Origin of the sequence: Proteus sp. G2300 (assembly GCF_009915965.1) — a bacterium.
Lineage (GTDB): Bacteria > Pseudomonadota > Gammaproteobacteria > Enterobacterales > Enterobacteriaceae > Proteus > Proteus vulgaris.
This window is the reverse complement of sequence record NZ_JAABNK010000025.1, coordinates 219,437-241,210: the sequence shown is the minus strand read 5'-3', so window position 1 is coordinate 241,210 and position 21,774 is coordinate 219,437. Positions and strand designations below refer to the sequence as shown.

The window sequence follows — 21,774 nt, the reverse complement described above, 5'->3', positions numbered from 1 at the left end:
GTGCATTTATCTTGCTTGCTATAACAACCTAATTCGCTTTGCCTCTAGCAAGCCATGCAACACGAGAAAACATACTTTTTAGTATGGAAGGGATGGCGTCAACTCCTCGTTGAGCAGCATTGTTAGCTACCGTTAATGCGAGATCGGGTTTTGATGAGCGTTGGATAGCTTTAATAATCACACGTCGAATTGGCCATTTTTCATTATCTGGCACACCTGCAACATCATGATACACATTACGAAAACCTTCTTTGTATAAGAAATGCTCCATATCTAAAGCAGGAAGTTTCGTTAATCTATCACGTTCAGAATCATTACGTTTTGATGCAAAATCTTTAACGGTTGCGGCATATTTTTTACCGGCTTCATCACCATCCACTAAAGTATGCCATTCTATTCCCATATACGTTGCATACTTTAATAATGGCTTAAGTCCACATTGTGCAAATTCGATGACTTTTATTCCTTCAGCTTCAAAGAAATAATTACATTGCCTTGCCAACTCGTTCATTAGCCAAATTTCTGTTTCACCTTCAACCAATAACCAGCAACGAGCAAAAAGTGCAGAAGGTCTGTTATAGCGAATATGAAATGAGATGCGCCGTTCTTCATCTGAATGCAGCTGTTGATGACCAACGCGGTAAGCAGCGACTTTGTCGGTATCTCGCACTAAACGACAAACACTCTCTAATGGGGCTAATGAAAGTAACTCACCTGAATTAGTCGTAGTTATGCGTTGTAGTGAAAAAAGATTAAGTAATCCCCAAGCCACTGAAAGCATAATGGGGTGTAAACGTGTTTCAGGGTTTTCAACAATAACGATAGGCCTTGCATAAGGATCTAATGCAACACTACCTCGAGACTGTAATATAGAGGAGAACATCCCTAAGATAATTAGGCGAATACTTCGTTGATTCGGTTTTGCTAACACCTTATTAATATTTTCTAACGCATGCCAGCCACGTACATGAGGTTCATTAACTTTACGATGTCGGGTATGCGATTTAAACAATAACGAACCATGATCGGCAAAATAGTGCCCTAACAATTGTTGCATGGCATCTAGCCCTTCACGTAAATCCTCATCCGACAATTCATCCGGATTATTAACTAATGCTTTAGTTAACTCGCTCATTTTATTATTAAATGCTTCTCGATGAGGGTTATTATGAGGATCGATAACGTCAGAGGTAAGATCACGAACAAAACGCGCATCTTGTAAGCGTAAGACGGGATAAAGTCTCACTATTTCTGCAATAATTTCTTGTGTTTGCCCATTAGGTAAACGGATCTGCTTTCCCTCTTTATCAAGAAAATAGCGAAAGGTTTTCACATTTTTTTGCTCATCGAGTTCTGCACTAATGCGATAATAGATATGTTTTAATTCATCACCATTTTCAACCCATACTGGCGTAAGTTTATGGAAACGATAAGAACGATGTCTTCCGGGACGAGATTCAGTAAATGTCAGAATAATTTGTAGACTTTTTTTACTATTTTCTTCTGATTCATTCGGCAGGCGATGGAAATCATCAGGTGTAAATGCATATTGATAGGTTTCAATACCCAAGCTGAGTGTTAACGCATCAAGTAATGAGCTTTTACCCCACGCATTTTCCCCCACTAAGACTGTATTCATATCAAGAGGTAATGAAAGACGATTAAGTCCACGGAATCCAACTATTTCCACTCTTTCTAAATACATAAGTTCCCTCGTTAGTTACGACTAAGCTATGTTTTTATTCTTCCTATCTTAATTTTATGCTTAATCTGCCAATAATTTCACTTAATGAATATTTTTATTAAATCACAGTTAAAGAGTGTCGTAATAAAATTTACTCAACTATTCGATACATACCCAATTCGCTCATTTTTCAGACAATTAAAGCCACTTTACCCTAAACATGTTAGGCTCTTTACCTTCAATAAAAATTTTATATTTATCTCAGCTTCTATATCTACAACAACATAAGTAAATGTTATAATACAAATCACGTTATTAGTTTATTTTATAATTTGAGCACACTCAGTAAGGAATAGAAATGCTATCAGGGTTATTAATTATCCTACTTCCGCTTTTTGTAGGATATTTGATTAAGTTAAACCATCGCCCATTACTTCATCTGGCAAACCGCCTACTTAGTGCGATGGTTTACGTTATCCTATTTCTAATGGGCGTCAGTCTTGCCATGTTAGATAATATTGGTGAAAATTTAGTCTCTATTCTTGCTTATGCCAGTGTTTTCTTTTTATGTACTTTTGGTGCAAATTTACTGTTCTTATGGCTATTGGATAAAAAAGATCCTTGGCATGTCCCTGCTCATAAACAATCTAAACCCCCATCACGCATAAAAATGGTACTTGAATCGTTGCAATTATGCGGTGTCGTTGTTGTTGGTTTTTTTGTTGGTTTAACAGGTTGGTCAGTTTTTCATTATGCTTCTCATGCCAGCCAAGGTGCACTGATCTTCTTGCTGTGGTTAGTAGGGTTACAATTGCGTAATAGCGGAATGAGCCCAAAGCAAATTTTAATTAACCGTCGAGGAACAACCGTTGCCGTCGTCATGGGGGTGAGTGCGCTTGCTGGCGGTGCTTTAGCGGCTTATTTACTAGGATTACCGATGAAAATGGGATTAGCTATTGCATCTGGATATGGTTGGTACTCTTTATCTGGGATTGTACTCACCGATGCATTTGGCCCTGTTATTGGTAGTACTGCTTTCTTTAATGACTTAATGCGTGAATTAGCCGCAATTATGCTTATTCCTATTATTGTTAATCGTTATAGAAATACTGCCTTAGGAATTTGTGGCTCAACCTCCATGGACTTTACTTTACCTGTTTTACAAAGAAGTGGCGGTGTGGCCATTGTGCCTGCAGCTATTGTGCATGGATTCGTGTTGAGCTTAATTACCCCAATATTTATGGCTTTCTTTACTTCATAGAAAAATCAGTAACAATAGAACAATAGTGTTCTCTTTTACAGTGGGTTAATAATGAATCAACAGCGTGTATTAGTACTTGGTGCAAGTGGTCATATTGGTCAAAATCTTATTCCAGCTCTGATAAAACAAGGTCATCAAGTCACTGCGGGTGCACGTAGAGTTGATTGGATGATGTCTCAAGGTTGGGAAAACACACGCTGTATCTTCGTGGATTTGCACAATCCAGAAACCTTAAACAAAGTCATGCATGATACTGATATCGTGTACTACCTTGTTCATAGCATGGGTGATGCTCATAATTTAGTTGAGCAAGAGCGTAAAGCAGCAATTAATGTTGTTGAAGCTTTAGAAGGCACAAAAGTTAAACAAATTATTTTTTTAAGCGCCTTACAACATAAAGATCAGCAATACTCACCTCATCTCATTGCACGAAAACTCACTGGTGAGGTATTAAGAACAAGTACTATTCCTGTAACTGAAATTCGTACCTCCATGATTGTTGGCCCTGGCTCTGCCGCCTTTGAGATTATGCGTGATATGGTTTATAACCTTCCTATTCTTACGCCTCCACGCTGGGTTCGCTCAAAATCTTCCCCTATCGCCTTAAAAAATTTAATTCACTATTTATCTGAAATTATCCATCACCCCTCACATCAACATCGTGTTTTTGATGCTGGTGGCCCCGAATATATTAGTTATCAAACTCTTTTTGAGCGCTTTATTAAAATTTCAGGTAAAAAGCGTGTATTGATCCCATTACCTATGCCAGGCAGCCTTATTTCAGCAGGCTTTATTAGCATGATAACCTCTGTACCAACCTCCATTGCTAAGGAGCTTATTCAAGGACTCAAGCATGATCTTCCTGCTCACGATGCTCGTTTACGTAAACTTATCCCTCAAACATTAATCGCTTTTGATGATGCCGTAAGAGAAACATTAGCAGATGAAGAAGCCGCTTTAGATAATCAAGATTGGGGTTACGATCCTGCTGTTCGCAGTCGTTGGAAGCCTGGTTATGGTTATTACCCTAAAAACGCAGGATGTACTGTTTCAACACCTGCCACAGCAAAATCGCTTTGGCATACCGTACAACAAATTGGTGGTGAGCAAGGCTACTTTTATGGTAACGCACTATGGAAAATACGCGCGGCTATGGATGATATGGTCGGAAATAAAGTGACTTATGGTCGACCTTCTAGAGACACATTAAAACTCGGTGATATGATTGATGGTTGGCGAGTGATAAAACTTGAGCCTGAAAAGCAACTCACATTGTTGTTTGGCATGAAAGCCCCTGGCTTAGGCCGACTTTCTTTTACCATCCATGATAGTGGCAATCTTCGTTCTATTGATGTTCGTGCTTGGTGGCATCCAGCAGGCTTTAGTGGATTACTTTATTGGTTTGCGATGATGCCTGCACACTTATTTATTTTCAAAGGGATGGCTAAAACCATAAGTACCAACGCTTACAATCTGGATAAAAATTCATCTAACAATGAAAAAAAGTAGCTGAATTACCCATTTTTACGTAAAAAAACCACTTTATTATGCAGTTTTTGTTGCATAATTATTCTTATCGTTTTATTATTTGAACCAGTTAATGACTATTCAGAAAAAACGCATGAGTATTCAATTAAAAAACATAAATTGTTTCTACGGTTCGCACCAAGCACTCTATGATATTAATCTAGAATGCTCTGCTGGCGAAACAATGGTTCTATTAGGACCAAGTGGTGCAGGCAAGAGCTCACTAATGAGAGTTCTTAACTTATTAGAAATGCCACGTTCAGGTGAGTTAGAAATTGCAGGTCTACATTTTGACTTTAGCCAACAGCCTAACGCAAAGGCAATTCGTTTATTACGCCAAAATGTGGGCATGGTATTTCAACAATATAATTTATGGCCACATTTGACGGTTATTGATAATTTAATTGAAGCGCCTTGTCGTGTGTTAGGTTTATCAAAACCACAGGCCAAAGAAAAAGCGATGAAATTACTTGAACGTTTACGTTTAAGTGATTATGCAGGACGCTTTCCACTACATTTATCAGGTGGACAGCAACAACGTGTTGCCATTGCAAGAGCATTAATGATGGAACCTCAAGTTCTCTTATTTGATGAACCGACAGCAGCACTAGATCCTGAAATAACAGCTCAAGTTGTTGATATTATAAAAGAACTTTCTGAAACGGGTATTACACAAGTGATTGTGACCCACGAAGTTGAAATTGCACGCAAAGCCGCGAGCAAAGTTGTATATATGGAAAACGGCCGTATTATAGAGCAAGGCGATAACTATCGTTTTACAGCTCCACAAACGGAAGCTTTTGCTAATTACTTGTCACACTAAATCGGGATCAGACAATGAAAAAAATATTATTTGCAGCACTTCTGACCAGTATTACACTTTCTGCAACTGCGGCTGAAAAAGAGACAATCCGTTTTGCCACTGAAGCAACATATCCTCCATTCGAAATGATTGATGCGAATAACCAAATTGTAGGATTTGATGTTGATCTCGCTAATGCTATGTGTGCAAAAATTAATGCGGATTGTACCTTTACCAATCAATCATTTGATAGTTTAATTCCTAGTTTGAAATTCCGTCGTTTTGAAGCACTAATGGCAGGTATTGATATTACACCAGAACGTCAAAAACAAGTTGATTTTACAGATTCTTACTATGATAACTCTGCTGTATTTATTACAGTAACGGGTAAAATCTCTGACGTTGCGAGTTTAAAAGGTAAACAAATTGGTGTTCAAAATGGGACTACTCATCAAAAATTCATCAATGAACAACATAAAGAGATGAAAACTGTTCCTTATGACAGTTACCAAAATGCGGTATTAGATCTTAAAAATGGTCGTATCGAAGCAATCTTTGGTGACACTGCGGTTGTCAATGAATGGCTGAAAAAGAATCCTGAATTAGGTATTGTAGGCGACAAAGTTGCAGATCCTAACTATTTTGGTACAGGCCTTGCGATCGCAGTAAGAAAAGGCAATGCTGATTTACAAGATAAATTGAACAAAGCATTAGCTGAAGTAAAAGCTGATGGCACCTATGATGTCATTTATAAAAAATGGTTTGAATAACAATAATAGCTTAATAAATGAATGAAATAACAACTCTAGCAGGTGCGGCCGTCACAACGGTCTCACTTGCTATTTCTGCGCTTATCATCGGATTAGTTCTAGCCATGCTGTTTACAGCATGGGAATCTGCGAGATGGAAAGCCTTTGCTTTCTTAGGAACATGTTGGGTAACACTCATTAGGGGACTACCAGAAATGCTGGTGGTTCTTTTTGTCTATTATGGCACCTTACAAGGCGTCATGATCTTAATGGATGGCATTGAATTAGGCTCATTCACCTTGCAAATAGACTTTGGTGACACCGATTCTCTACCTTTCTATTGTGGTGTTATCGCCCTTTCACTTCTTTATGCTTCTTATGCTTCACAAACGTTACGTGGCGCCTTAAAAGCCGTACCAACAGGACAATGGGAAGCCGGTCAAGCATTAGGTATGGGCCGTATTACTATCTTCTTCCGCTTTATCATGCCTCAAATGTGGCGTCATGCTTTACCCGGTTTAGGTAATCAGTGGTTAGTTTTATTAAAAGATACTGCTTTAGTCTCATTAATCAGTGTTAATGATTTAATGTTACAAACACAAAGTATTGCTAATAGAACTCAAGAGCCTTTTACTTGGTATAGCATTGTTGCACTGATTTATTTAGCCATTACGCTGATCAGTCAATATATCCTGAAATGGTTAGAAATGAGAACAACTCGCTTTGAACGGAGTGCCTCATAATGTGGGATTATATTGTTGATATTTTACCGGGATTACCAACCAGCTTGTCATTAACTTTAGTGGCTTTACTGGTGGCATTTACACTTTCGGTTTTAATGACCTTTATTTTGGCGTTAAAAACTCCAGTTATTACTCAAATTGTAAAAGCATATATCACCTTATTTACCGGTACTCCTTTATTAGTACAGTTTTTCTTAATCTATTATGGCCCTGGACAATTTCCTGTGTTGCAAAAATTCCCTATGATTTGGGAGTTATTATCAACACCTTGGTTTTGTGCCATGGTTACATTAGCATTAAATAGTGCTGCTTATTCAACCTTACTTTTCTATGGTGCAGTAAGAGCGATTCCGTCAGGACAATGGCAATCTTGCCAAGCGTTAGGGATGTCCCCCGTGCAAACGGCAAGGGTAATATTGCCTTATGCATTTAAGCGGGCGCTTTCATCCTATTCAAATGAAGTTGTACTAATATTTAAAAGTACCTCTCTCGCCAGTACGATCACTTTACTTGAATTAACAGGTTATAGCCGACAAGTATTCGGTCAAAGTTATGATGTGATGGTCTTTGTTGCCGCAGGCATTATTTATTTAGGCATCAACGGAATACTAACACTTCTCATGAGATTGATTGAGAAAAAAGCCTTAAAGTTTGAACATCGTAATTAAAAATGCGTAAGCCAAACTGTCGATAAAAAAATACCCCGGATATTTTTATCTCTGGGGTATTTTTTTATCGCTGAATAAATTGTAACAAATAATGGTTCTATTTTTGTGTAGTCTGTTTTTCTATTAACGCTTCCTTATGGCTTACTCTATACGCATTCCACGCCAATAGGCTACCAATTAACATGACAACGGCTAATGCTAATTTAGGTTGTACCGGTGATGTCAGTGCAGTTAAACCTAACGCAGCACCGCCTGCCATTTGAATAAAACCAACCAAAGCAGAGGCAATACCTGCCGTCTGTGAATACGGCTCAAGTGCATAACTTGTCGCAGGCCCCATAATAAAGGCTAATCCAGCGCAAGCACTTGCTACAGGGAGCATGTAAATCAGCCAATGGCTTTGTATTTCGGCAGGAATAAACATTAAGCTTAATAACAAACTCACACAACCTACCCCCATTAACCCACCCCCTAATATCAAACAAATAGGTCTGCCAACACGGTGGATCACCCGGTTTGCATAAAAGCTAACAAACATTATCCAAAAACCATTTACACCAAAAACAATGGAAAAAATCAGCGGTGATAGCTTCGCATCATTCATCAAAACAATAGGAGCAAATGAAACATAAGTTAAAGCCATTCCCATTGTGCCTGCATTCACGAAAGCAAAAGTTAAAAAACGTTTACTACACAAAATCTCAAGGTATGTTTTACCTAATTTCTGTTTCGATTGCGCTATATTTTCAGGCTTAGTTTCTGGTAAGAAGCGAGTGATCAACACTAGCACAAATACTGAATAGAAAATTAAAAACCCAAAAGGTGCACGCCATCCCCAATACTCAGCCAATAATCCACCTAATAAGGGTGCAAGTGCAGGAATAATATTTAAGGTACCATTTAAAAAGCCAAAAACACGAGCCGCATCATTACCATTAAAGCAGTCACGAACACAGGTAAAAGCCACAACGGAAGTACAACACACTGCACAAGCCTGTAATAATCGCGAAATAATAAAAAGCGTTGAGTCTGTAGAGATCGTTGCAATGACAGAACCCACAATATAGATAAGGATCCCAACGATAGCGATAGGTTTACGACCAAACTTATCCACTAATGGCCCTGATATCAGTTGTCCTATACCTAAAACTAAAATAAATAAAGCGATAGTCGATTGAATAAGGGAGACACTACTTCCTAAATCTTGAGCAATCGCAGGGATCGTCGGTAAATAGAGATCGATCCCCAAAGGCCCCAATAACACCATCACTAATAACAACGCTTTTAAATTCTGCATAAAAAATGCCCATCTAATAAAAAAGAAAACGCCCGATGTTATCCATCGAGCGTTAAATACTGATTTATACTAACACCCATTGCCTATTTTGTAATGAATATCTTAACTGTCTTGTAATACCAATAATGTAAGCACTTCATAGTGAGCTGTATGCGGAAACATATCAAACAACTGCACTCTATCAATACGATAATGAGAAAGTTGCTGAATATCTTTAACCATAGTTTGAGCGTTACAACTCGAATACAGAATAAAGCGAGGCTTCATTTTATTTAAATAGCCACACAGTGCCTCACCAATACCTCGTCTTGGCGGATTAACAAGCACTAATTCAGGCACTAACTCGTTGGCTAATGCATAACCCGTTGAATCTAGTGCTTGAAATTCAACATGCTCTAACCCTAATTCATAAGCTGATAAACGCGCACATTCTATTGCTTCAGGACTAATCTCAATTCCTGTCAATTGGGTCAATTTATCTGCGCAATGTAACCCAAAGCCTCCTGATCCACAAAACATATCCCACAAATGTGAGATATTTAATTCTCTAACCCAACGACCCGCCGTAGCATAAAGTGATGAGGCCACAACTGGATTAGTTTGAAAAAAGCCTCTTGGACGAATATGCAATGGAATTTTGTTGAATGATTCATCTAAAAACGTTTTTTCAGTCAGAATAATTTCTTTTTCACCTTCAAGAATTGCCATATGAACAGGTTGAATATTCACAGAGATAACCGCCAATTGAGGTAGTTTTTCTTGTAACCACGGAAGTGCTTTACGAAGTTGCTCTAATTTTTTTTCTGAGCGTAAAACAAAACGCAACATCATCGTGCCATTGCTTCTGCTTTCAGTTAATAAAATAAACTTAAGTTCGCCACGCCGACGCTCAATATCGTAAGGTACTAATCCTGCTCTCGCTATAAATGTTTTTAAAATTGGGAATATCGGTGTAAAAGAGTCAGGGTAAAGAGGACATTCGCATAAATCGACAGCCACACCCTCTCGTGTTTTTAGACCTAATACTGGTTTTTCAACACTGCCACTGACTACCATTTTTGCTTTGTTACGAAATTGCGCTTGCTGGCTTTCAACAGGCGCTAATTTATCAAAAGCATAATCTTCAGGTAGCAATGCTAATAAGCTGTGCTGTTTTTTCTTGATTTGTTCAGAATAAGCAAGAGAAAGCCATTCACAAGAATGACAATCACCCGCACTAAATCGTGCGCATTGCATAAGATTTTGTGACCGTTATGGAGATTAATATTAATGTACAGTATAGGAGGAGTCAGTTGATGAACTACTTATTTCAACATCTTCTTCATCATCTTCTTCATTTTCACTTTCTTGTTTTTCGCCATACAAGAAACCATTATTAAAAATCTCACTGACTACTTCAGCTGATTGTTCTTCTGCTTTTTGTAAGAACAGATCAAACTGATTCAGTGAGATCCCCGCGGCAACAGGGAATGATTGGCAGAATACTAATTTAGGTAAGTTTTCATCACTAATTTCTAAAAATGTTTTAATAAACAAAGAACTTGCATTAATTTGGCTAAGGTTGGCCATTAAAGGCACTATTGCTGAGGGTTTTAATTCAGCGATAGCGGTAAATACAAGCACATCTTCAAGAATATCAATTTTAGCATCAAATATGCCACTGATATATTGAAGATGTGGCAAATGTAACGCCTGACAAGAGTCACATTCATAATAAGCAATCTGTAGTTCATCAAGCCAAGATTTTAGCTGATCCAGATCGGGGGTCACAACAGCGTTCATTCAAATAACCTTTACGCGCTAAAGAAAAGAGTGCCTTTTGGCATTGAGGCTATTTTGCCACTTTTTATATCTTGAAGGCACTAATAAATAGAAAAACTAAGAAAATTAAGCCAATTTACAGATTGGATTTTCTTGGTTTTTCATGCATTGTTGAAAAAAAACAGTGCGCTATTGTTCGTTATTCTCTTTTTTCTTTTTATTATTCGCGGGTTTGTTATCAATACCTAAAAACGTTAAGCGATAAATCGCACGCCATACAATATGAATAGCAGGCGGGATCATGCAGATAACCCCCAGAACAACCAGTGTTAATTGCCCCGTGTAGGTGCCTAGCCACTGCGGAGATGTGATATATTGATTGATAGACAAATAAGCAATCACTAATAAAATAATCCCTATGATCTCAATGATTATGATGGGTTTTGGCATATCAGACAGTGATTTCATATCCCGATTAGAAGGCTTTTCCATATTTTCTCCGCTAAATGCTGTATCGCAGTCCTATCTCATTATTCGGCAAATTGGTATAATTTATCACACTAAAAGGCAATAACTGTTTTTGTTTAGCCTCATAAAAGGGCATAGTATCAACCAATAAAGACTATTATGCCTGAATTTTATTTCCTCAATAAGGAGTGTCGTATGTTTGTTGTAATTTTTGGTCGCCCTGGTTGCCCATATTGTGTACGTGCTAAACAACTGGCTGAAACTCTGGCTGAAAAACGTGACGATTTTGATTTCCGTTATGTTGATATCCAAGCCGAAGGAATTACAAAAGCAGATTTATCTAAAACCGTCGGTAAAGAGGTTGAAACTGTGCCACAAATTTTTATTGATGAGAAACACATCGGTGGTTGCACAGATTTTGAAGCTTATGCTAAAGAAAATTTAGGCATCTATAACTAATCAAAAAGCGCTAAAACAAGCTATTTTTCAATATGTTTTAGCGCTTTCTTTTTTTTATTTCACACATTATCTCTTTATATCTTCCTCTTTCCAAAAAAAATTCTATTTTTTTTCATTAGTCAGCGAACTTTCTTCTTAACTCAGAGTCTGAATTAGTGCCACTGCTTTTCTTTGATGTCCCCAAATATTGAGGAGCCCGATAGTTTCAACCCCTTTGGTGAAATAACTGTCGGGTTTTTTATTGCCTAAAATAGAGCCTTATTCACCTTGCAATGTCACAATAATACGGCGACGACCACCATGATTACGGTGTTCACCAAGATAAATTCCCTGCCAAGTTCCTAAATTAAGCTCGCCTTGACTAATAGGAATAGTGATACTTTGTCCAAGTAAACTGCTTTTTATATGTGCTGGCATATCATCACTTCCTTCATAAGTGTGAAGGTAGTAATTTTCATTCTCTTTAACACTTTGATTAAAGAAATTTTCAAAATCACTTCGTACTGTCGGATCTGCATTTTCATTAATCGTTAACGAAGCCGATGTATGTTGAATAAAAAAATGAGCAATTCCAATTTTATATTGTCTTAGTTCGGGTAATTCTTGAATCAATGTCTGTGTAATTAAGTGGAACCCTCTCGGCCTTGCGTTGAGTACGATATTTTTTTGGAGCCACATTTTTTATACCTCGTTGAAAATAACAAAAAAGAGCAATGTGAGAGCTATACCATAAGTGAAATTCTCTTTTTAAGCATGCTTTAGCTCAGTTAAATCTAAAACTGACAATTCTTTTAAAAAAAGCACAATTAAATAAGAAAAAAACACTTTACCCTTATTACTCGCTCATTTACCCTTAAAAACTTGCGTATTATGTATCATAAACATCGCTTATCAGCACGACATGTATGGAGCCTACTTTGCTGGAACAATTTAATTTAGCCGTATTTTCAATGATGAATGCAACACCTGCAGCATCTCCTTTCGAAATCGGTGTGGCGATAATTATTGCTAAGTACCTTGTCTATCTCTTTCCTTTATCTTTAGTGTTCTATTGGTTGTGGGGTAATGAAAAACACCTTAGCCAGCAAAGAACATTAGCCTGTAAAGCAGCGGTCTCTTTAGTTATTGCGCTGTCTATCTCTTGGTTTATTGGTGCAATTGCGCCTCATGAGCGCCCTTTTGCTGCCAATATTGGGTATAATTTCCTTGAGCATGATGCAACGCCTTCGTTCCCAAGCAATCACGGTACATTTGTTTTCACCATTGCATTAGCTTATCTGTTTTGGCATAACAGTAAACGTATTGGTTATATCATGCTAGGTTTAGGAGTTGCGATTGCTTGGGCGCGTATTTACCTTGGTGTGCATTGGCCAATCGATATGATAGGCGCCCTTATAGTTGCTCTGCTTTCTTGTGGTTTAAGCCAGATCTTCTGGTCTAAAGGCGGGAATGCACTCCAAAAATGGGTACAACAACTTTATCAGTTCTGTTTTGCTTATCCGATTCGTAAAGGTTGGACAAAAGCCTAACCCTTCTTGCTTTGAAAAAGACCCTATTTATTGTGGTCTTTTTTTATATTTAACTTAAGCAATTCTCTCCACTTCGATATATTAATATCTAAATAAAATTATCCTCTATTATTATATTATTTGTCCAAAAAAAAATGTGTTGTTATTTTAATCAAAATGAAGTTTTTATATTCGCTATATTGTAATATATCAAACTCATTTATTAACAAATTTATTGTCGTAATAATAAACAATATTCTACTTATGACTGAATTATTGTTATCTTCATTTCATAGAATAAAAGAAAATCATTAATAAATAATCGTAATACTCTATTTTTATATTCTTTTGTCTACTTTTAAACACAAATTAAAGAAAATAATTAGTATATAAATATCAATGTGTTATATTGTTAATATAATGTTTTAATTGTGAATAAAAATAACCATATTGATTTAAATCATTTATTTTATAAGAAATAAAAAAGTCTAATTTTAATCATTAATATATGAACATTCAGGTATATGGATTTATTATCAATCTCCATTAAAAATGGAAAAGTATTTCAAAATGTTTAAAAAACCCTTCTAAAAACACAAAATATAAAAAATGTTACATTTTTAGATTTTTCAGTTATATTTAGCATTTGAGATGGTGATCACGGTAGTTTATCCTGAAAAACACTATATTCTGCACCTCTTAAGTCTGGATATAAACTTATCGAATATTTTTTCAAATTTTAGAAGATCGTAATTCTTTTGAAATTTAAAGATTTTAGTATGTGGTAATTGAAGATATTGAGATAACACCAGGTACTCAATGCTCTCATTTATTCATAATTAAATTTATGTCGTGATTGTTTCTGATAAGAAATAAAATCACGCTTTTATTTTATTCATTATTTTTTTTACCGCGTTATTTCGGAGAGTATTATGGATACAACCAAAGCTGGTTCTATCGCATCGGGTAACACCCAAGGTGATTACAAAACATGGCGTAAGTCAGATACGGTATGGATGTTAGGTTTATATGGTACGGCTATCGGTGCTGGCGTTCTATTTTTACCTATCAATGCAGGGATTGGTGGCTTAATTCCTCTGTTGATCATGTTAGTGCTTGCATTTCCAATGACCTTCTTTGCACACCGTGGTATGTGTCGCTTTGTGTTATCAGGTAAAAACCCAGGTGAAGATATCACTGAAGTTGTTGAAGAACACTTTGGTAAAACAGCAGGTAAACTGATTACTCTGCTCTATTTCTTTGCTATTTACCCTATTTTATTGGTTTATAGTGTTGCTATCACCAATACAGTAGAAAGCTTTATAGTGAACCAAATGCACATGACTGCACCACCTCGCGCAATTTTATCGCTGATACTGATTGTCGGTATCATGTCAATTATTCGCTTTGGTGAACAAGCTATCGTTAAAGCAATGAGTGTGCTAGTGTTCCCATTTGTTGCCGTCTTGATGGTTTTAGCACTGTATCTTATTCCTGAATGGAATGGCGCAATACTTGAGACTCTCTCTTTTGATCACGCAACAACTTCAGGTATGGGCCAAGGCCTATTAGTAACACTGTGGTTAGCTATCCCTGTCATGGTATTCTCTTTCAACCACTCCCCCATTATCTCTGCTTTTGCGGTTGCAAAACGTGAAGAATACGGTGAAAACGCTGAGAAGAAATGTTCACGCATTTTAGCTTATGCGCACATCATGATGGTTATCACTGTTATGTTCTTCGTGTTTAGCTGTGTATTTAGCTTAACACCAGAAAACTTAGCAGAAGCAAAAGCACAGAATATCAGTATCCTGTCTTATCTGGCTAACCATTTTGAAGCACCTGTTATCGCTTATATTGCTCCATTTATTGCTTTTGTTGCGATTACGAAATCTTTCTTAGGTCACTACTTAGGTGCTCGTGAAGGTTTCAATGGTTTAATCATCAAATCATTGCGTGAAAAAGGTAAAACAATCGAAAAAGATCGTTTAAACAAAATCACTGCACTGTTTATGCTGGTTACAACGTGGATCGTTGCAACGTTAAACCCAAGCATCTTAGGTATGATTGAAACGTTAGGTGGTCCAATTATCGCAATGTTACTGTTCCTGATGCCTATGTATGCAATCCGTAAAGTACCTGCGATGAAGAAATACGAAGGCCATATCAGCAACGTATTCGTTGTAATCATGGGTCTTATCGCAATCTCAGCAGTTTTCTATAGCTTAATTAACTCTTTCATGGGCTAATAAGGCATCTAATGGCTACTTTCTTTTATGAAAGTAGCCATTACAGCTTTAGACTTCAAAACTGACACTTATCACTCTAATAATCACACAGTTGCGCCTTTAAATTAATTAGGGAGGCGAATATTATGGTTAGCGTCTTTGATATTTTTAAAATTGGTATCGGTCCTTCAAGTTCACACACTGTAGGCCCCATGAAAGCAGGTAAAGAATTCGTTGATATCCTTGCTGACAAAAATCTTCTCTCTTCTGTTTCCCGTGTTATCGTTGATGTGTACGGCTCTTTATCTTTAACTGGTAAAGGTCACGCAACCGATATTGCTATTATTATGGGATTAGCTGGTAATTTACCTGATACCGTTGATATAGATTCTATTACTCCATTTATAAAACAAGTAGAAACAACGGGTCGCTTAATGCTGGCAAACGGCATTAAAGAAGTAGATTTTCCTGTTGATGGTGGTATGAATTTCCATAAAAGCAATTTACCTCTCCATGAGAATGGTATGACTATCACCGCTTATAATGGTGAACAGGTTCTATTGAAAAAAACCTATTATTCTATTGGTGGTGGCTTTATTGTTGATGAAGAGCATTTTGGTCAACCTGAAGAAAATGTAGTTCAAGTCCCTTATCCTTACCAATATGCGGCTGATTTACGTCGCCATTGTAAAGAAACCGGCCTTTCTCTATCTGCATTAGTCATGCAAAATGAATTAGCTCTGCGGAGTAAAGAAGAGATCTCAGCCCATTTTGCTGCGGTTTGGGATGTAATGAAGTCAGGTATTGAGCGCGGTGTAAATACCGAAGGCTTATTGCCAGGACCATTACGTGTACCTCGCCGTGCTTCTGCGTTACGCCGTATGTTGGTAACAGAAGATAAAACCACAACCGATCCTATGACAGTTGTTGACTGGATCAATATGTTTGCACTTGCTGTCAATGAAGAAAATGCCGCTGGCGGACGTGTTGTAACAGCACCGACAAATGGAGCATGTGGCATTATTCCTGCGGTACTGTCTTACTATGATAAATTCATTCGTCCTGTAAATGAAAACTCTTACACACGCTTTTTCTTAGTGGCCGGTGTTATCGGTTCTCTTTACAAAATGAATGCTTCAATTTCAGGTGCTGAAGTCGGTTGTCAAGGTGAAGTCGGTGTTGCTTGTTCTATGGCTGCCGGTGCATTAACAGAACTTCTAGGTGGCAGTCCAGAACAAGTTTGTATGGCTGCTGAAATAGCAATGGAGCATAACTTAGGACTTACCTGTGACCCTGTTGCAGGACAAGTGCAAGTCCCTTGCATTGAACGTAATGCCATTGCGGCTGTACAAGCTGTAAACTCATCTCGTATGGCTTTACGCCGTGTCAGTGATCCTCGTATTTGTTTAGATAAAGTCATCGAAACCATGTACGAAACAGGTAAAGATATTAATGCTAAATATCGTGAAACCTCTCAAGGTGGATTAGCCATTAAAATTTCTTGTGACTAAATTTAAGAGGTTCAAATATAGAGAATCATTATCGATAAGGCGCTGATATCAGCGCCTTTTTTATTATCTAAAATCAAAAATGATGCTCTTCTCTTTGAATATTATTTTTTGTATGAGATTAAATGATCATCCTTAGTTAAAATACGTGTCGAAAAAAGAACACGATATTGAAAACAGAAATATTACTCAATAATAAGTAGCAAAAGATCAAAGATAGGAGTCTGTAGCAATAATTATTTAAATGATGTGACGATAAACACGTTATCTAATAGAAAATAATTACAACTTAATCAATCTATTGGCCATATTTATATCCTTGGCTACAGTTGATAAGTAAAGATCACTAGAGACATCATAAGCGGGATAAAAAGAGAACTAAAATGAAATCAGATATTCAAATCTCCCAAGAAGCACACCTCTTACCAATTCAAGACATTGCTAAAAATTTAAATATTGATCAAGACGATATCGAGTTTTATGGCAAATACAAAGCCAAATTTAGCCACAGTATTTGGTCTAAAATCGCCACAAAAAAAACAGGAAAATTAGTTTTAGTCACTGCAATTAATCCCACTCCAGCCGGAGAAGGTAAAACAACTGTTACTGTTGGATTAGGCCAAGCCCTTAACCATATTGGGAAAAATGCCATTATTGCGTTACGCGAGCCTTCTTTAGGTCCTTGCTTTGGTATTAAAGGTGGAGCTGCGGGAGGCGGTTATTCTCAAGTCGTGCCAATGGAAGATCTTAACCTTCATTTTACTGGCGATTTTCATGCGATTACTTCAGCCAATAATTTACTGGCAGCCATGCTTGATAACTCTATTTATCAAGGTAATCCTTTAAATATCGACCCTAAAAAAATTGTTTTTAAGCGCTGTATGGATATGAACGATCGCACTTTACGAAATATTGTTGTGGGATTGGGTGGCGAAAAAGACGGTATTACAAGAGAAGATAATTTTGTTATTACTGTTGCTTCTGAAATTATGTCAATCTTGTGTTTAGCCGAAGATATCCAAGATTTAAAGCAAAGACTTTCTCAGATCATTGTTGCTTATTCTTATAATGACGACCCTATCACTGCAAACGATTTACAAGCTGTTGGCGCAATGGCCAGTTTGTTAAAAGATGCCATTAATCCTAATTTAGTACAAACACTCGAAAATACACCCGCGATTATTCATGGTGGCCCTTTCGCCAATATTGCCCATGGGTGCAATAGTGTAAGGGCAACAAAATTGGCACTTCAACTTGCCGATATCACAATTACAGAAGCAGGCTTTGGAGCCGATTTAGGTGCTGAGAAATTCTTTGATATAAAATGTCGAATGAGTGGATTACATCCAGATTGTGCAGTGATTGTAGTTACCACAAAAGCACTAAAATATAACGGTGGTTTAGGCAAAAACGAGTGGGATAATGAAGACTTAGTTGCACTTGAAAAAGGCATTGCTAATCTCGAAAAACATATTGAAAACCTTAAAAAATATGGCTTGCCGGTGATTGTCTCTCTTAATGCCTATGTCACTGATAGTATTGTAGAACACCAGTTTATCGAACAATTTTGCCAAGATAGAGATTGTCGCTTCGCTATTACCAAAGTGTGGGAAAAAGGAGGCGAAGGCGGTATTGAATTAGCTAAGCAAGTGATTGATACACTTGAAAATGAACAGAGTCAATTTCAATTAATTTACCCTGATAACGCTTCACTTTATGAAAAAATTGACACTGTAGCTAAAGAAATTTATGGAGCAAATGGTGTGACTTATAGCCAACATGCACGCAATATGTTGGAAAAAATAGAAAATATGGGGTTTGGCCATTTTCCTGTATGTATGGCAAAAACACAATATTCACTCTCAGATAATCCAACTTTATTAGGGCGCCCTACTGATTTTACGATAAATGTACGCGAAGTATACGTATCTGCGGGTGCTGGCTTTGTTGTTGCGTTAACAGGCACTATTACCACTATGCCAGGATTACCGAAAACGCCAGCAGCCATTAAGGTTGATATTAATAATCGAGGCAAGATTGATGGGCTTATTTAAGTTCTAAAGTATATAACTCTTTATTTCAGTAAATATAAAAAAATCCGTAATCGTCATTCTAATTACGGATTTTTTATACAAAAACGATAGTTAGTCTTTCTTTATGGGTGAAAAACTCAGTAACGCGTTGATAAAACCATTATTGATAATTTTAACCAAAAATGGCGTTAAACCAGCCTGATACTGTTTTAACCACAAAATCCCAGATACGACTAAAGAAACCACCTTCTTCAACCGCTTCTTTTACAACTAAAGGACGTTGTTCAATCACTTCATCGTTTAATAAAAAGTTAACTGTACCCACCACCTGGTTTTGTGTTAAAGGTGCTTCTAATACTGGATTAGTTAAAGTAAATGAAGCTTTTAAATTTTTCAGTTCACCTTTAGGGATCGTGATTGAAGCATCATTAGCAACGCCTAAAGCCACTTCCCCTTTATCGCCATACCATACTTTTTGTTTTGTCAGTGGTGCATTTTCTTTAACTGGTGTGACGGTTTCAAAAAAGCGGAATCCCCAACCCAATAATTTTTCACTCTCAGCAAAGCGAATTTTGTCTGACGGTGCACCTAAAACAACCGCAATTAAGCGCATATTTCCTTCAGTTGCCGAAGATACAAGGTTATATCCAGCACCATTTGTGTGCCCTGTTTTCACACCATCAACATTCATATTTTTATTCCACAATAAACGGTTGCGGTTTGGCTGACGAATATTGTTGAATGTAAATTCTTTTTCTTTATGTATTTCGTATTCTGATGGAACATCACGGATCATGGCAGCAGTTAGCAAAGCCATATCTTGTGCAGTTGTATATTGTCCATCAGAATCTAATCCATGGACCGTTTTAAAGTGCGTATTTTTTAAACCCAGATTGTTGGCATAGGAGTTCATTAAATCAACAAACGTTTCCTGACTTCCCGCAACATGTTCAGCTAATGCGATACTGGCATCATTACCCGATTGAATAACCATGCCTCGGTTTAAATCAATGACTTTTACCTGATCACCCGGTTTCAAGAACATTAATGATGAGCCTTTTAATACCGGATTACCTGTTGCCCATGCATTGCGTCCTACAATCACCATATCGTCCGGCGACATACGCCCTTCTTTGATGGCTTGTCCAACCACATAGCTACTCATGATTTTTGTCAGACTGGCGGGATCTAAACGCTCATCAGGTTTCTCTGATGCCAGAATTTTTCCGCTGTTGTAATCCATTAATACATAAGATTTTGCCTCTATTTGAGGAGGTACAGGATTATTTACCGCAAATGAAGGACTAGAAATAATTAGCAGTAAACCCATTCCCGCGGTAACCTTACCCAGAACAGATGGAATATTTTTTTTCATTACCGATCACCCTTTTATATCAATTTGTTAAAGCTTTCCTACTATATGGCTTTCTGGAATAAGACGCCAACATTGATATATAGAGATTTATCTTATATTCATGCTTAACGCCCTATAGAGGGAAATTTTATTACTTATCGTGGTTTAGGAGACCTTTATGTTAAAAGTCTGGGGTAGAAAAAACTCATCTAACGTTAAAAAAGTTCTTTGGTGCTTAAAGGCGTTAAACGTTCCTTATGAGCAAATTGATGTTGGAGGCCCGTTTGGTGGGCTCAATGAAACAAATTATTTAGCGATGAATCCCAACGCTTCTATTCCAACACTACAAGATGATGACTTTACATTATGGGAGTCTAATACCATTCTTCGTTATTTATGCTCAAAATATGAAAATAACACATTCTATCCAATTGATCCTAAACAACGAGCAAATGTAGAAAAATGGATGGACTGGTCAAATGGCAGCTTATTTTCACCCATTCAACAAATGATGATAATGATTGTTCGCACACCTAAAGAACAACAACATCCTGAGCAGATTGAAGAATTAAAAGAAAAACTTAACAAACTGATCAGAATTGCAGATAACCAACTAGCAAAAACAGCTTATTTTGCTGGAGATGAAATCTCTCTTGCTGATATAGCTATCGCGCCACTGGTTTACCCATGGCTCGAAGTTTGCAAAGATAGACCTCACTTCCCACATATTGAGCGCTGGTTCGCACAATTAAGTGAAAGTTCTATTTTCCGTGATGTCGTGTTACTGCCTGTAAATTAAGTTAATTCATTGGCATTTTGTCGGGATCTGGATAATGATAATGGAATCCAAGATCTCGACAGATCTCCTGCCCATCAATCTCCCGTATTAACGGTTTCTCTTCATCAGCAAATTCAGGGGGAATAAGATTAAGTTGAGAGGATACTCTCGTGTAAAAATCTTTCTTTTTAGGATGAATAGGTGCACATAAATTATACAAATGTCCCCCTTCATTTTGTGCAAGCAGTTGTTCAACTGCAAAAATCACATCATCAAGATGAACTAAATTGACACATTGATGCGCACCTTTTACCTGCTTTTTACCCGATAAAAAACGCCCAGCATGACGGCCTGGCCCCACTAATCCCGCCAATCGAAGAATATCAACCGTGGTTAATGGTAAACGATGTAACCAGTTTTCAACTTCAGCTAACATTTTTGCCGATTGTGTTTCAGGCCGAATATCCATTTCTTCTGTGATATTACCTGTCTGATTGCCATATACAGAAGTAGAGCTAATGTAAATGACTCTTGTGATATGGCGAGACATTGCACTATCCACTAGCGTTTGAATAGCTTCAACATAATCATAACCGCCACCAGCGGCACTGGGTGGCAATGTGATGATCAGAACGTCAGTTTCCATTAAGTAATCAAAATCATCTCTATCACATTCAATTGCGGGTGTTAAATTCACTAAACAGCAATCAACGCCACTCATTCTTGCTGCTTCTACGCCATCTTCGGTGGTTTTAGTCCCTTTAACTTGATAGCCTGCATCACGCAACGCAACCGCAAGTGGTAAACCTAACCAACCTAATCCAACGATGGTTATTCGTTTCATTTTGCTCCCCTACTTAAATGGCTTAGTCAAAGTATGCTATAAAATTTTTATTTCGCCATCACATATAAATACTACTTATATTTTGTTGATTTTTAGCATACT

Annotated in this window: 20 protein-coding genes; 12 read left to right on the top strand and 8 right to left on the bottom strand. The window is 37.3% G+C overall.

All coding sequences use genetic code 11. The annotated features are described in order from the left end of the window. Positions 1-28 precede the first annotated feature (28 nt). Entirely contained in the window at positions 29-1,705 is a 1,677-nt protein-coding gene (locus GWI97_RS17155) for an ATP-dependent nuclease (protein WP_036938164.1), read from the bottom strand. A gap of 337 nt (positions 1,706-2,042) precedes the next feature. Between GWI97_RS17155 and GWI97_RS17150 the strand changes: the two genes are divergently transcribed. The 6 genes from GWI97_RS17150 (at position 2,043) to artM (ending at position 7,434) form a co-directional block, all read left to right on the top strand. Next, positions 2,043-2,945 (top strand): lysine exporter LysO family protein, encoded by a 903-nt coding sequence (locus GWI97_RS17150; protein WP_115370379.1) that lies wholly within the window; start codon positions 2,043-2,045, stop codon positions 2,943-2,945. A gap of 51 nt (positions 2,946-2,996) precedes the next feature. Then, a complete protein-coding gene (locus tag GWI97_RS17145; RefSeq protein WP_087803605.1) occupies positions 2,997-4,454 on the top strand; it encodes a DUF2867 domain-containing protein in 1,458 nt (485 codons plus the stop codon). 112 nt (positions 4,455-4,566) lie between these two features. Continuing rightward, a complete protein-coding gene (artP, locus tag GWI97_RS17140) occupies positions 4,567-5,295 on the top strand; it encodes an arginine ABC transporter ATP-binding protein ArtP (protein ID WP_087803676.1) in 729 nt (242 codons plus the stop codon). Positions 5,296-5,309: 14 nt separating this feature from the next. Beyond that, positions 5,310-6,044 carry an arginine ABC transporter substrate-binding protein gene (gene artJ / locus GWI97_RS17135; protein ID WP_023581291.1) on the top strand — a complete coding sequence of 245 codons (735 nt, stop codon included), beginning with the start codon at positions 5,310-5,312 and terminating at the stop codon, positions 6,042-6,044. Positions 6,045-6,061: 17 nt separating this feature from the next. Beyond that, positions 6,062-6,766 carry an arginine ABC transporter permease ArtQ gene (gene artQ / locus GWI97_RS17130; RefSeq protein ID WP_036938173.1) on the top strand — a complete coding sequence of 235 codons (705 nt, stop codon included), beginning with the start codon at positions 6,062-6,064 and terminating at the stop codon, positions 6,764-6,766. After that, entirely contained in the window at positions 6,766-7,434 is a 669-nt protein-coding gene (gene artM, locus GWI97_RS17125; RefSeq protein ID WP_036938175.1) for an arginine ABC transporter permease ArtM, read from the top strand. The genes artQ and artM overlap by 1 nt, the downstream gene beginning before the upstream one ends. Positions 7,435-7,531: 97 nt before the next feature. Here the strand turns inward: artM and GWI97_RS17120 are convergent, their stop codons facing one another. From GWI97_RS17120 to GWI97_RS17105, 4 genes are all read right to left on the bottom strand, one after another. Then, a complete protein-coding gene (locus GWI97_RS17120) occupies positions 7,532-8,731 on the bottom strand; it encodes a multidrug effflux MFS transporter (protein WP_036938177.1) in 1,200 nt (399 codons plus the stop codon). Positions 8,732-8,833: 102 nt separating this feature from the next. Beyond that, positions 8,834-9,967, bottom strand: a complete 1,134-nt coding sequence (gene rlmC, locus GWI97_RS17115; RefSeq protein ID WP_036938179.1) for a 23S rRNA (uracil(747)-C(5))-methyltransferase RlmC — start codon at positions 9,965-9,967, stop codon at positions 8,834-8,836. A 30-nt stretch (positions 9,968-9,997) separates the two neighbouring features. Further along, entirely contained in the window at positions 9,998-10,513 is a 516-nt protein-coding gene (locus GWI97_RS17110) for a YbjN domain-containing protein (protein WP_036938182.1), read from the bottom strand. A gap of 168 nt (positions 10,514-10,681) precedes the next feature. Continuing rightward, positions 10,682-10,984: a YbjC family protein gene (locus GWI97_RS17105; protein ID WP_036938185.1), complete on the bottom strand. Its 303-nt coding sequence runs from the start codon at positions 10,982-10,984 to the stop codon at positions 10,682-10,684. A 171-nt stretch (positions 10,985-11,155) separates the two neighbouring features. Here GWI97_RS17105 and GWI97_RS17100 point away from each other — a divergent pair, with 171 nt between their 5' ends. Continuing rightward, on the top strand, positions 11,156-11,419 hold the full coding sequence (locus tag GWI97_RS17100; RefSeq protein ID WP_036938187.1) for a GrxA family glutaredoxin: 264 nt from the start codon (positions 11,156-11,158) through the stop codon (positions 11,417-11,419). A gap of 258 nt (positions 11,420-11,677) precedes the next feature. Here the strand turns inward: GWI97_RS17100 and GWI97_RS17095 are convergent, their stop codons facing one another. After that, the gene (locus tag GWI97_RS17095) at positions 11,678-12,097 is read right to left on the bottom strand and encodes a secondary thiamine-phosphate synthase enzyme YjbQ (protein ID WP_036938190.1); all 420 of its coding nucleotides are present in this window, start codon (positions 12,095-12,097) and stop codon (positions 11,678-11,680) included. 239 nt (positions 12,098-12,336) lie between these two features. Between GWI97_RS17095 and ybjG the strand changes: the two genes are divergently transcribed. From ybjG to GWI97_RS17075, 4 genes are all read left to right on the top strand, one after another. Beyond that, entirely contained in the window at positions 12,337-12,948 is a 612-nt protein-coding gene (gene ybjG, locus GWI97_RS17090; protein WP_036938192.1) for an undecaprenyl-diphosphate phosphatase, read from the top strand. 911 nt (positions 12,949-13,859) lie between these two features. After that, positions 13,860-15,176, top strand: coding sequence for an HAAAP family serine/threonine permease (locus GWI97_RS17085; RefSeq protein ID WP_036938194.1), 1,317 nt, complete (start codon positions 13,860-13,862; stop codon positions 15,174-15,176). 125 nt (positions 15,177-15,301) lie between these two features. Next, positions 15,302-16,666 carry an L-serine ammonia-lyase gene (locus GWI97_RS17080; RefSeq protein ID WP_036938196.1) on the top strand — a complete coding sequence of 455 codons (1,365 nt, stop codon included), beginning with the start codon at positions 15,302-15,304 and terminating at the stop codon, positions 16,664-16,666. Between the two features lie 380 nt (positions 16,667-17,046). Beyond that, on the top strand, positions 17,047-18,717 hold the full coding sequence (locus GWI97_RS17075) for a formate--tetrahydrofolate ligase (RefSeq protein WP_087803606.1): 1,671 nt from the start codon (positions 17,047-17,049) through the stop codon (positions 18,715-18,717). 151 nt (positions 18,718-18,868) lie between these two features. Here GWI97_RS17075 and GWI97_RS17070 read toward each other — a convergent pair whose 3' ends face one another. Beyond that, positions 18,869-20,071: a serine hydrolase gene (locus tag GWI97_RS17070; protein ID WP_036938201.1), complete on the bottom strand. Its 1,203-nt coding sequence runs from the start codon at positions 20,069-20,071 to the stop codon at positions 18,869-18,871. Positions 20,072-20,228: 157 nt separating this feature from the next. Between GWI97_RS17070 and GWI97_RS17065 the strand changes: the two genes are divergently transcribed. Next, a complete protein-coding gene (locus GWI97_RS17065) occupies positions 20,229-20,849 on the top strand; it encodes a glutathione S-transferase family protein (RefSeq protein WP_087803608.1) in 621 nt (206 codons plus the stop codon). Between the two features lies 1 nt (position 20,850). Here GWI97_RS17065 and GWI97_RS17060 read toward each other — a convergent pair whose 3' ends face one another. Beyond that, the gene (locus tag GWI97_RS17060; RefSeq protein ID WP_161752151.1) at positions 20,851-21,672 is read right to left on the bottom strand and encodes an SDR family oxidoreductase; all 822 of its coding nucleotides are present in this window, start codon (positions 21,670-21,672) and stop codon (positions 20,851-20,853) included. Positions 21,673-21,774 lie beyond the last annotated feature (102 nt).

Excerpts from the sequence above, each read along its gene's own strand:
- artM (WP_036938175.1), top strand. The coding sequence starts at position 6,766 with ATGTGGGATTATATTGTTGATATTTTACCGGGATTACCAACCAGCTTG.
- GWI97_RS17060 (WP_161752151.1), bottom strand. The coding sequence starts at position 21,672 with ATGAAACGAATAACCATCGTTGGATTAGGTTGGTTAGGTTTACCACTT.
- GWI97_RS17095 (WP_036938190.1), bottom strand. The coding sequence starts at position 12,097 with ATGTGGCTCCAAAAAAATATCGTACTCAACGCAAGGCCGAGAGGGTTC.
- GWI97_RS17110 (WP_036938182.1), bottom strand. The coding sequence starts at position 10,513 with ATGAACGCTGTTGTGACCCCCGATCTGGATCAGCTAAAATCTTGGCTT.
- GWI97_RS17100 (WP_036938187.1), top strand. The coding sequence starts at position 11,156 with ATGTTTGTTGTAATTTTTGGTCGCCCTGGTTGCCCATATTGTGTACGT.
- rlmC (WP_036938179.1), bottom strand. The coding sequence starts at position 9,967 with ATGCAATGCGCACGATTTAGTGCGGGTGATTGTCATTCTTGTGAATGG.
- GWI97_RS17150 (WP_115370379.1), top strand. The coding sequence starts at position 2,043 with ATGCTATCAGGGTTATTAATTATCCTACTTCCGCTTTTTGTAGGATAT.
- GWI97_RS17120 (WP_036938177.1), bottom strand. The coding sequence starts at position 8,731 with ATGCAGAATTTAAAAGCGTTGTTATTAGTGATGGTGTTATTGGGGCCT.
- artP (WP_087803676.1), top strand. The coding sequence starts at position 4,567 with ATGAGTATTCAATTAAAAAACATAAATTGTTTCTACGGTTCGCACCAA.
- GWI97_RS17080 (WP_036938196.1), top strand. The coding sequence starts at position 15,302 with ATGGTTAGCGTCTTTGATATTTTTAAAATTGGTATCGGTCCTTCAAGT.
- GWI97_RS17155 (WP_036938164.1), bottom strand. The coding sequence starts at position 1,705 with ATGTATTTAGAAAGAGTGGAAATAGTTGGATTCCGTGGACTTAATCGT.
- GWI97_RS17085 (WP_036938194.1), top strand. The coding sequence starts at position 13,860 with ATGGATACAACCAAAGCTGGTTCTATCGCATCGGGTAACACCCAAGGT.
- artQ (WP_036938173.1), top strand. The coding sequence starts at position 6,062 with ATGAATGAAATAACAACTCTAGCAGGTGCGGCCGTCACAACGGTCTCA.
- GWI97_RS17070 (WP_036938201.1), bottom strand. The coding sequence starts at position 20,071 with ATGAAAAAAAATATTCCATCTGTTCTGGGTAAGGTTACCGCGGGAATG.
- GWI97_RS17105 (WP_036938185.1), bottom strand. The coding sequence starts at position 10,984 with ATGGAAAAGCCTTCTAATCGGGATATGAAATCACTGTCTGATATGCCA.
- GWI97_RS17075 (WP_087803606.1), top strand. The coding sequence starts at position 17,047 with ATGAAATCAGATATTCAAATCTCCCAAGAAGCACACCTCTTACCAATT.
- GWI97_RS17065 (WP_087803608.1), top strand. The coding sequence starts at position 20,229 with ATGTTAAAAGTCTGGGGTAGAAAAAACTCATCTAACGTTAAAAAAGTT.
- artJ (WP_023581291.1), top strand. The coding sequence starts at position 5,310 with ATGAAAAAAATATTATTTGCAGCACTTCTGACCAGTATTACACTTTCT.
- GWI97_RS17145 (WP_087803605.1), top strand. The coding sequence starts at position 2,997 with ATGAATCAACAGCGTGTATTAGTACTTGGTGCAAGTGGTCATATTGGT.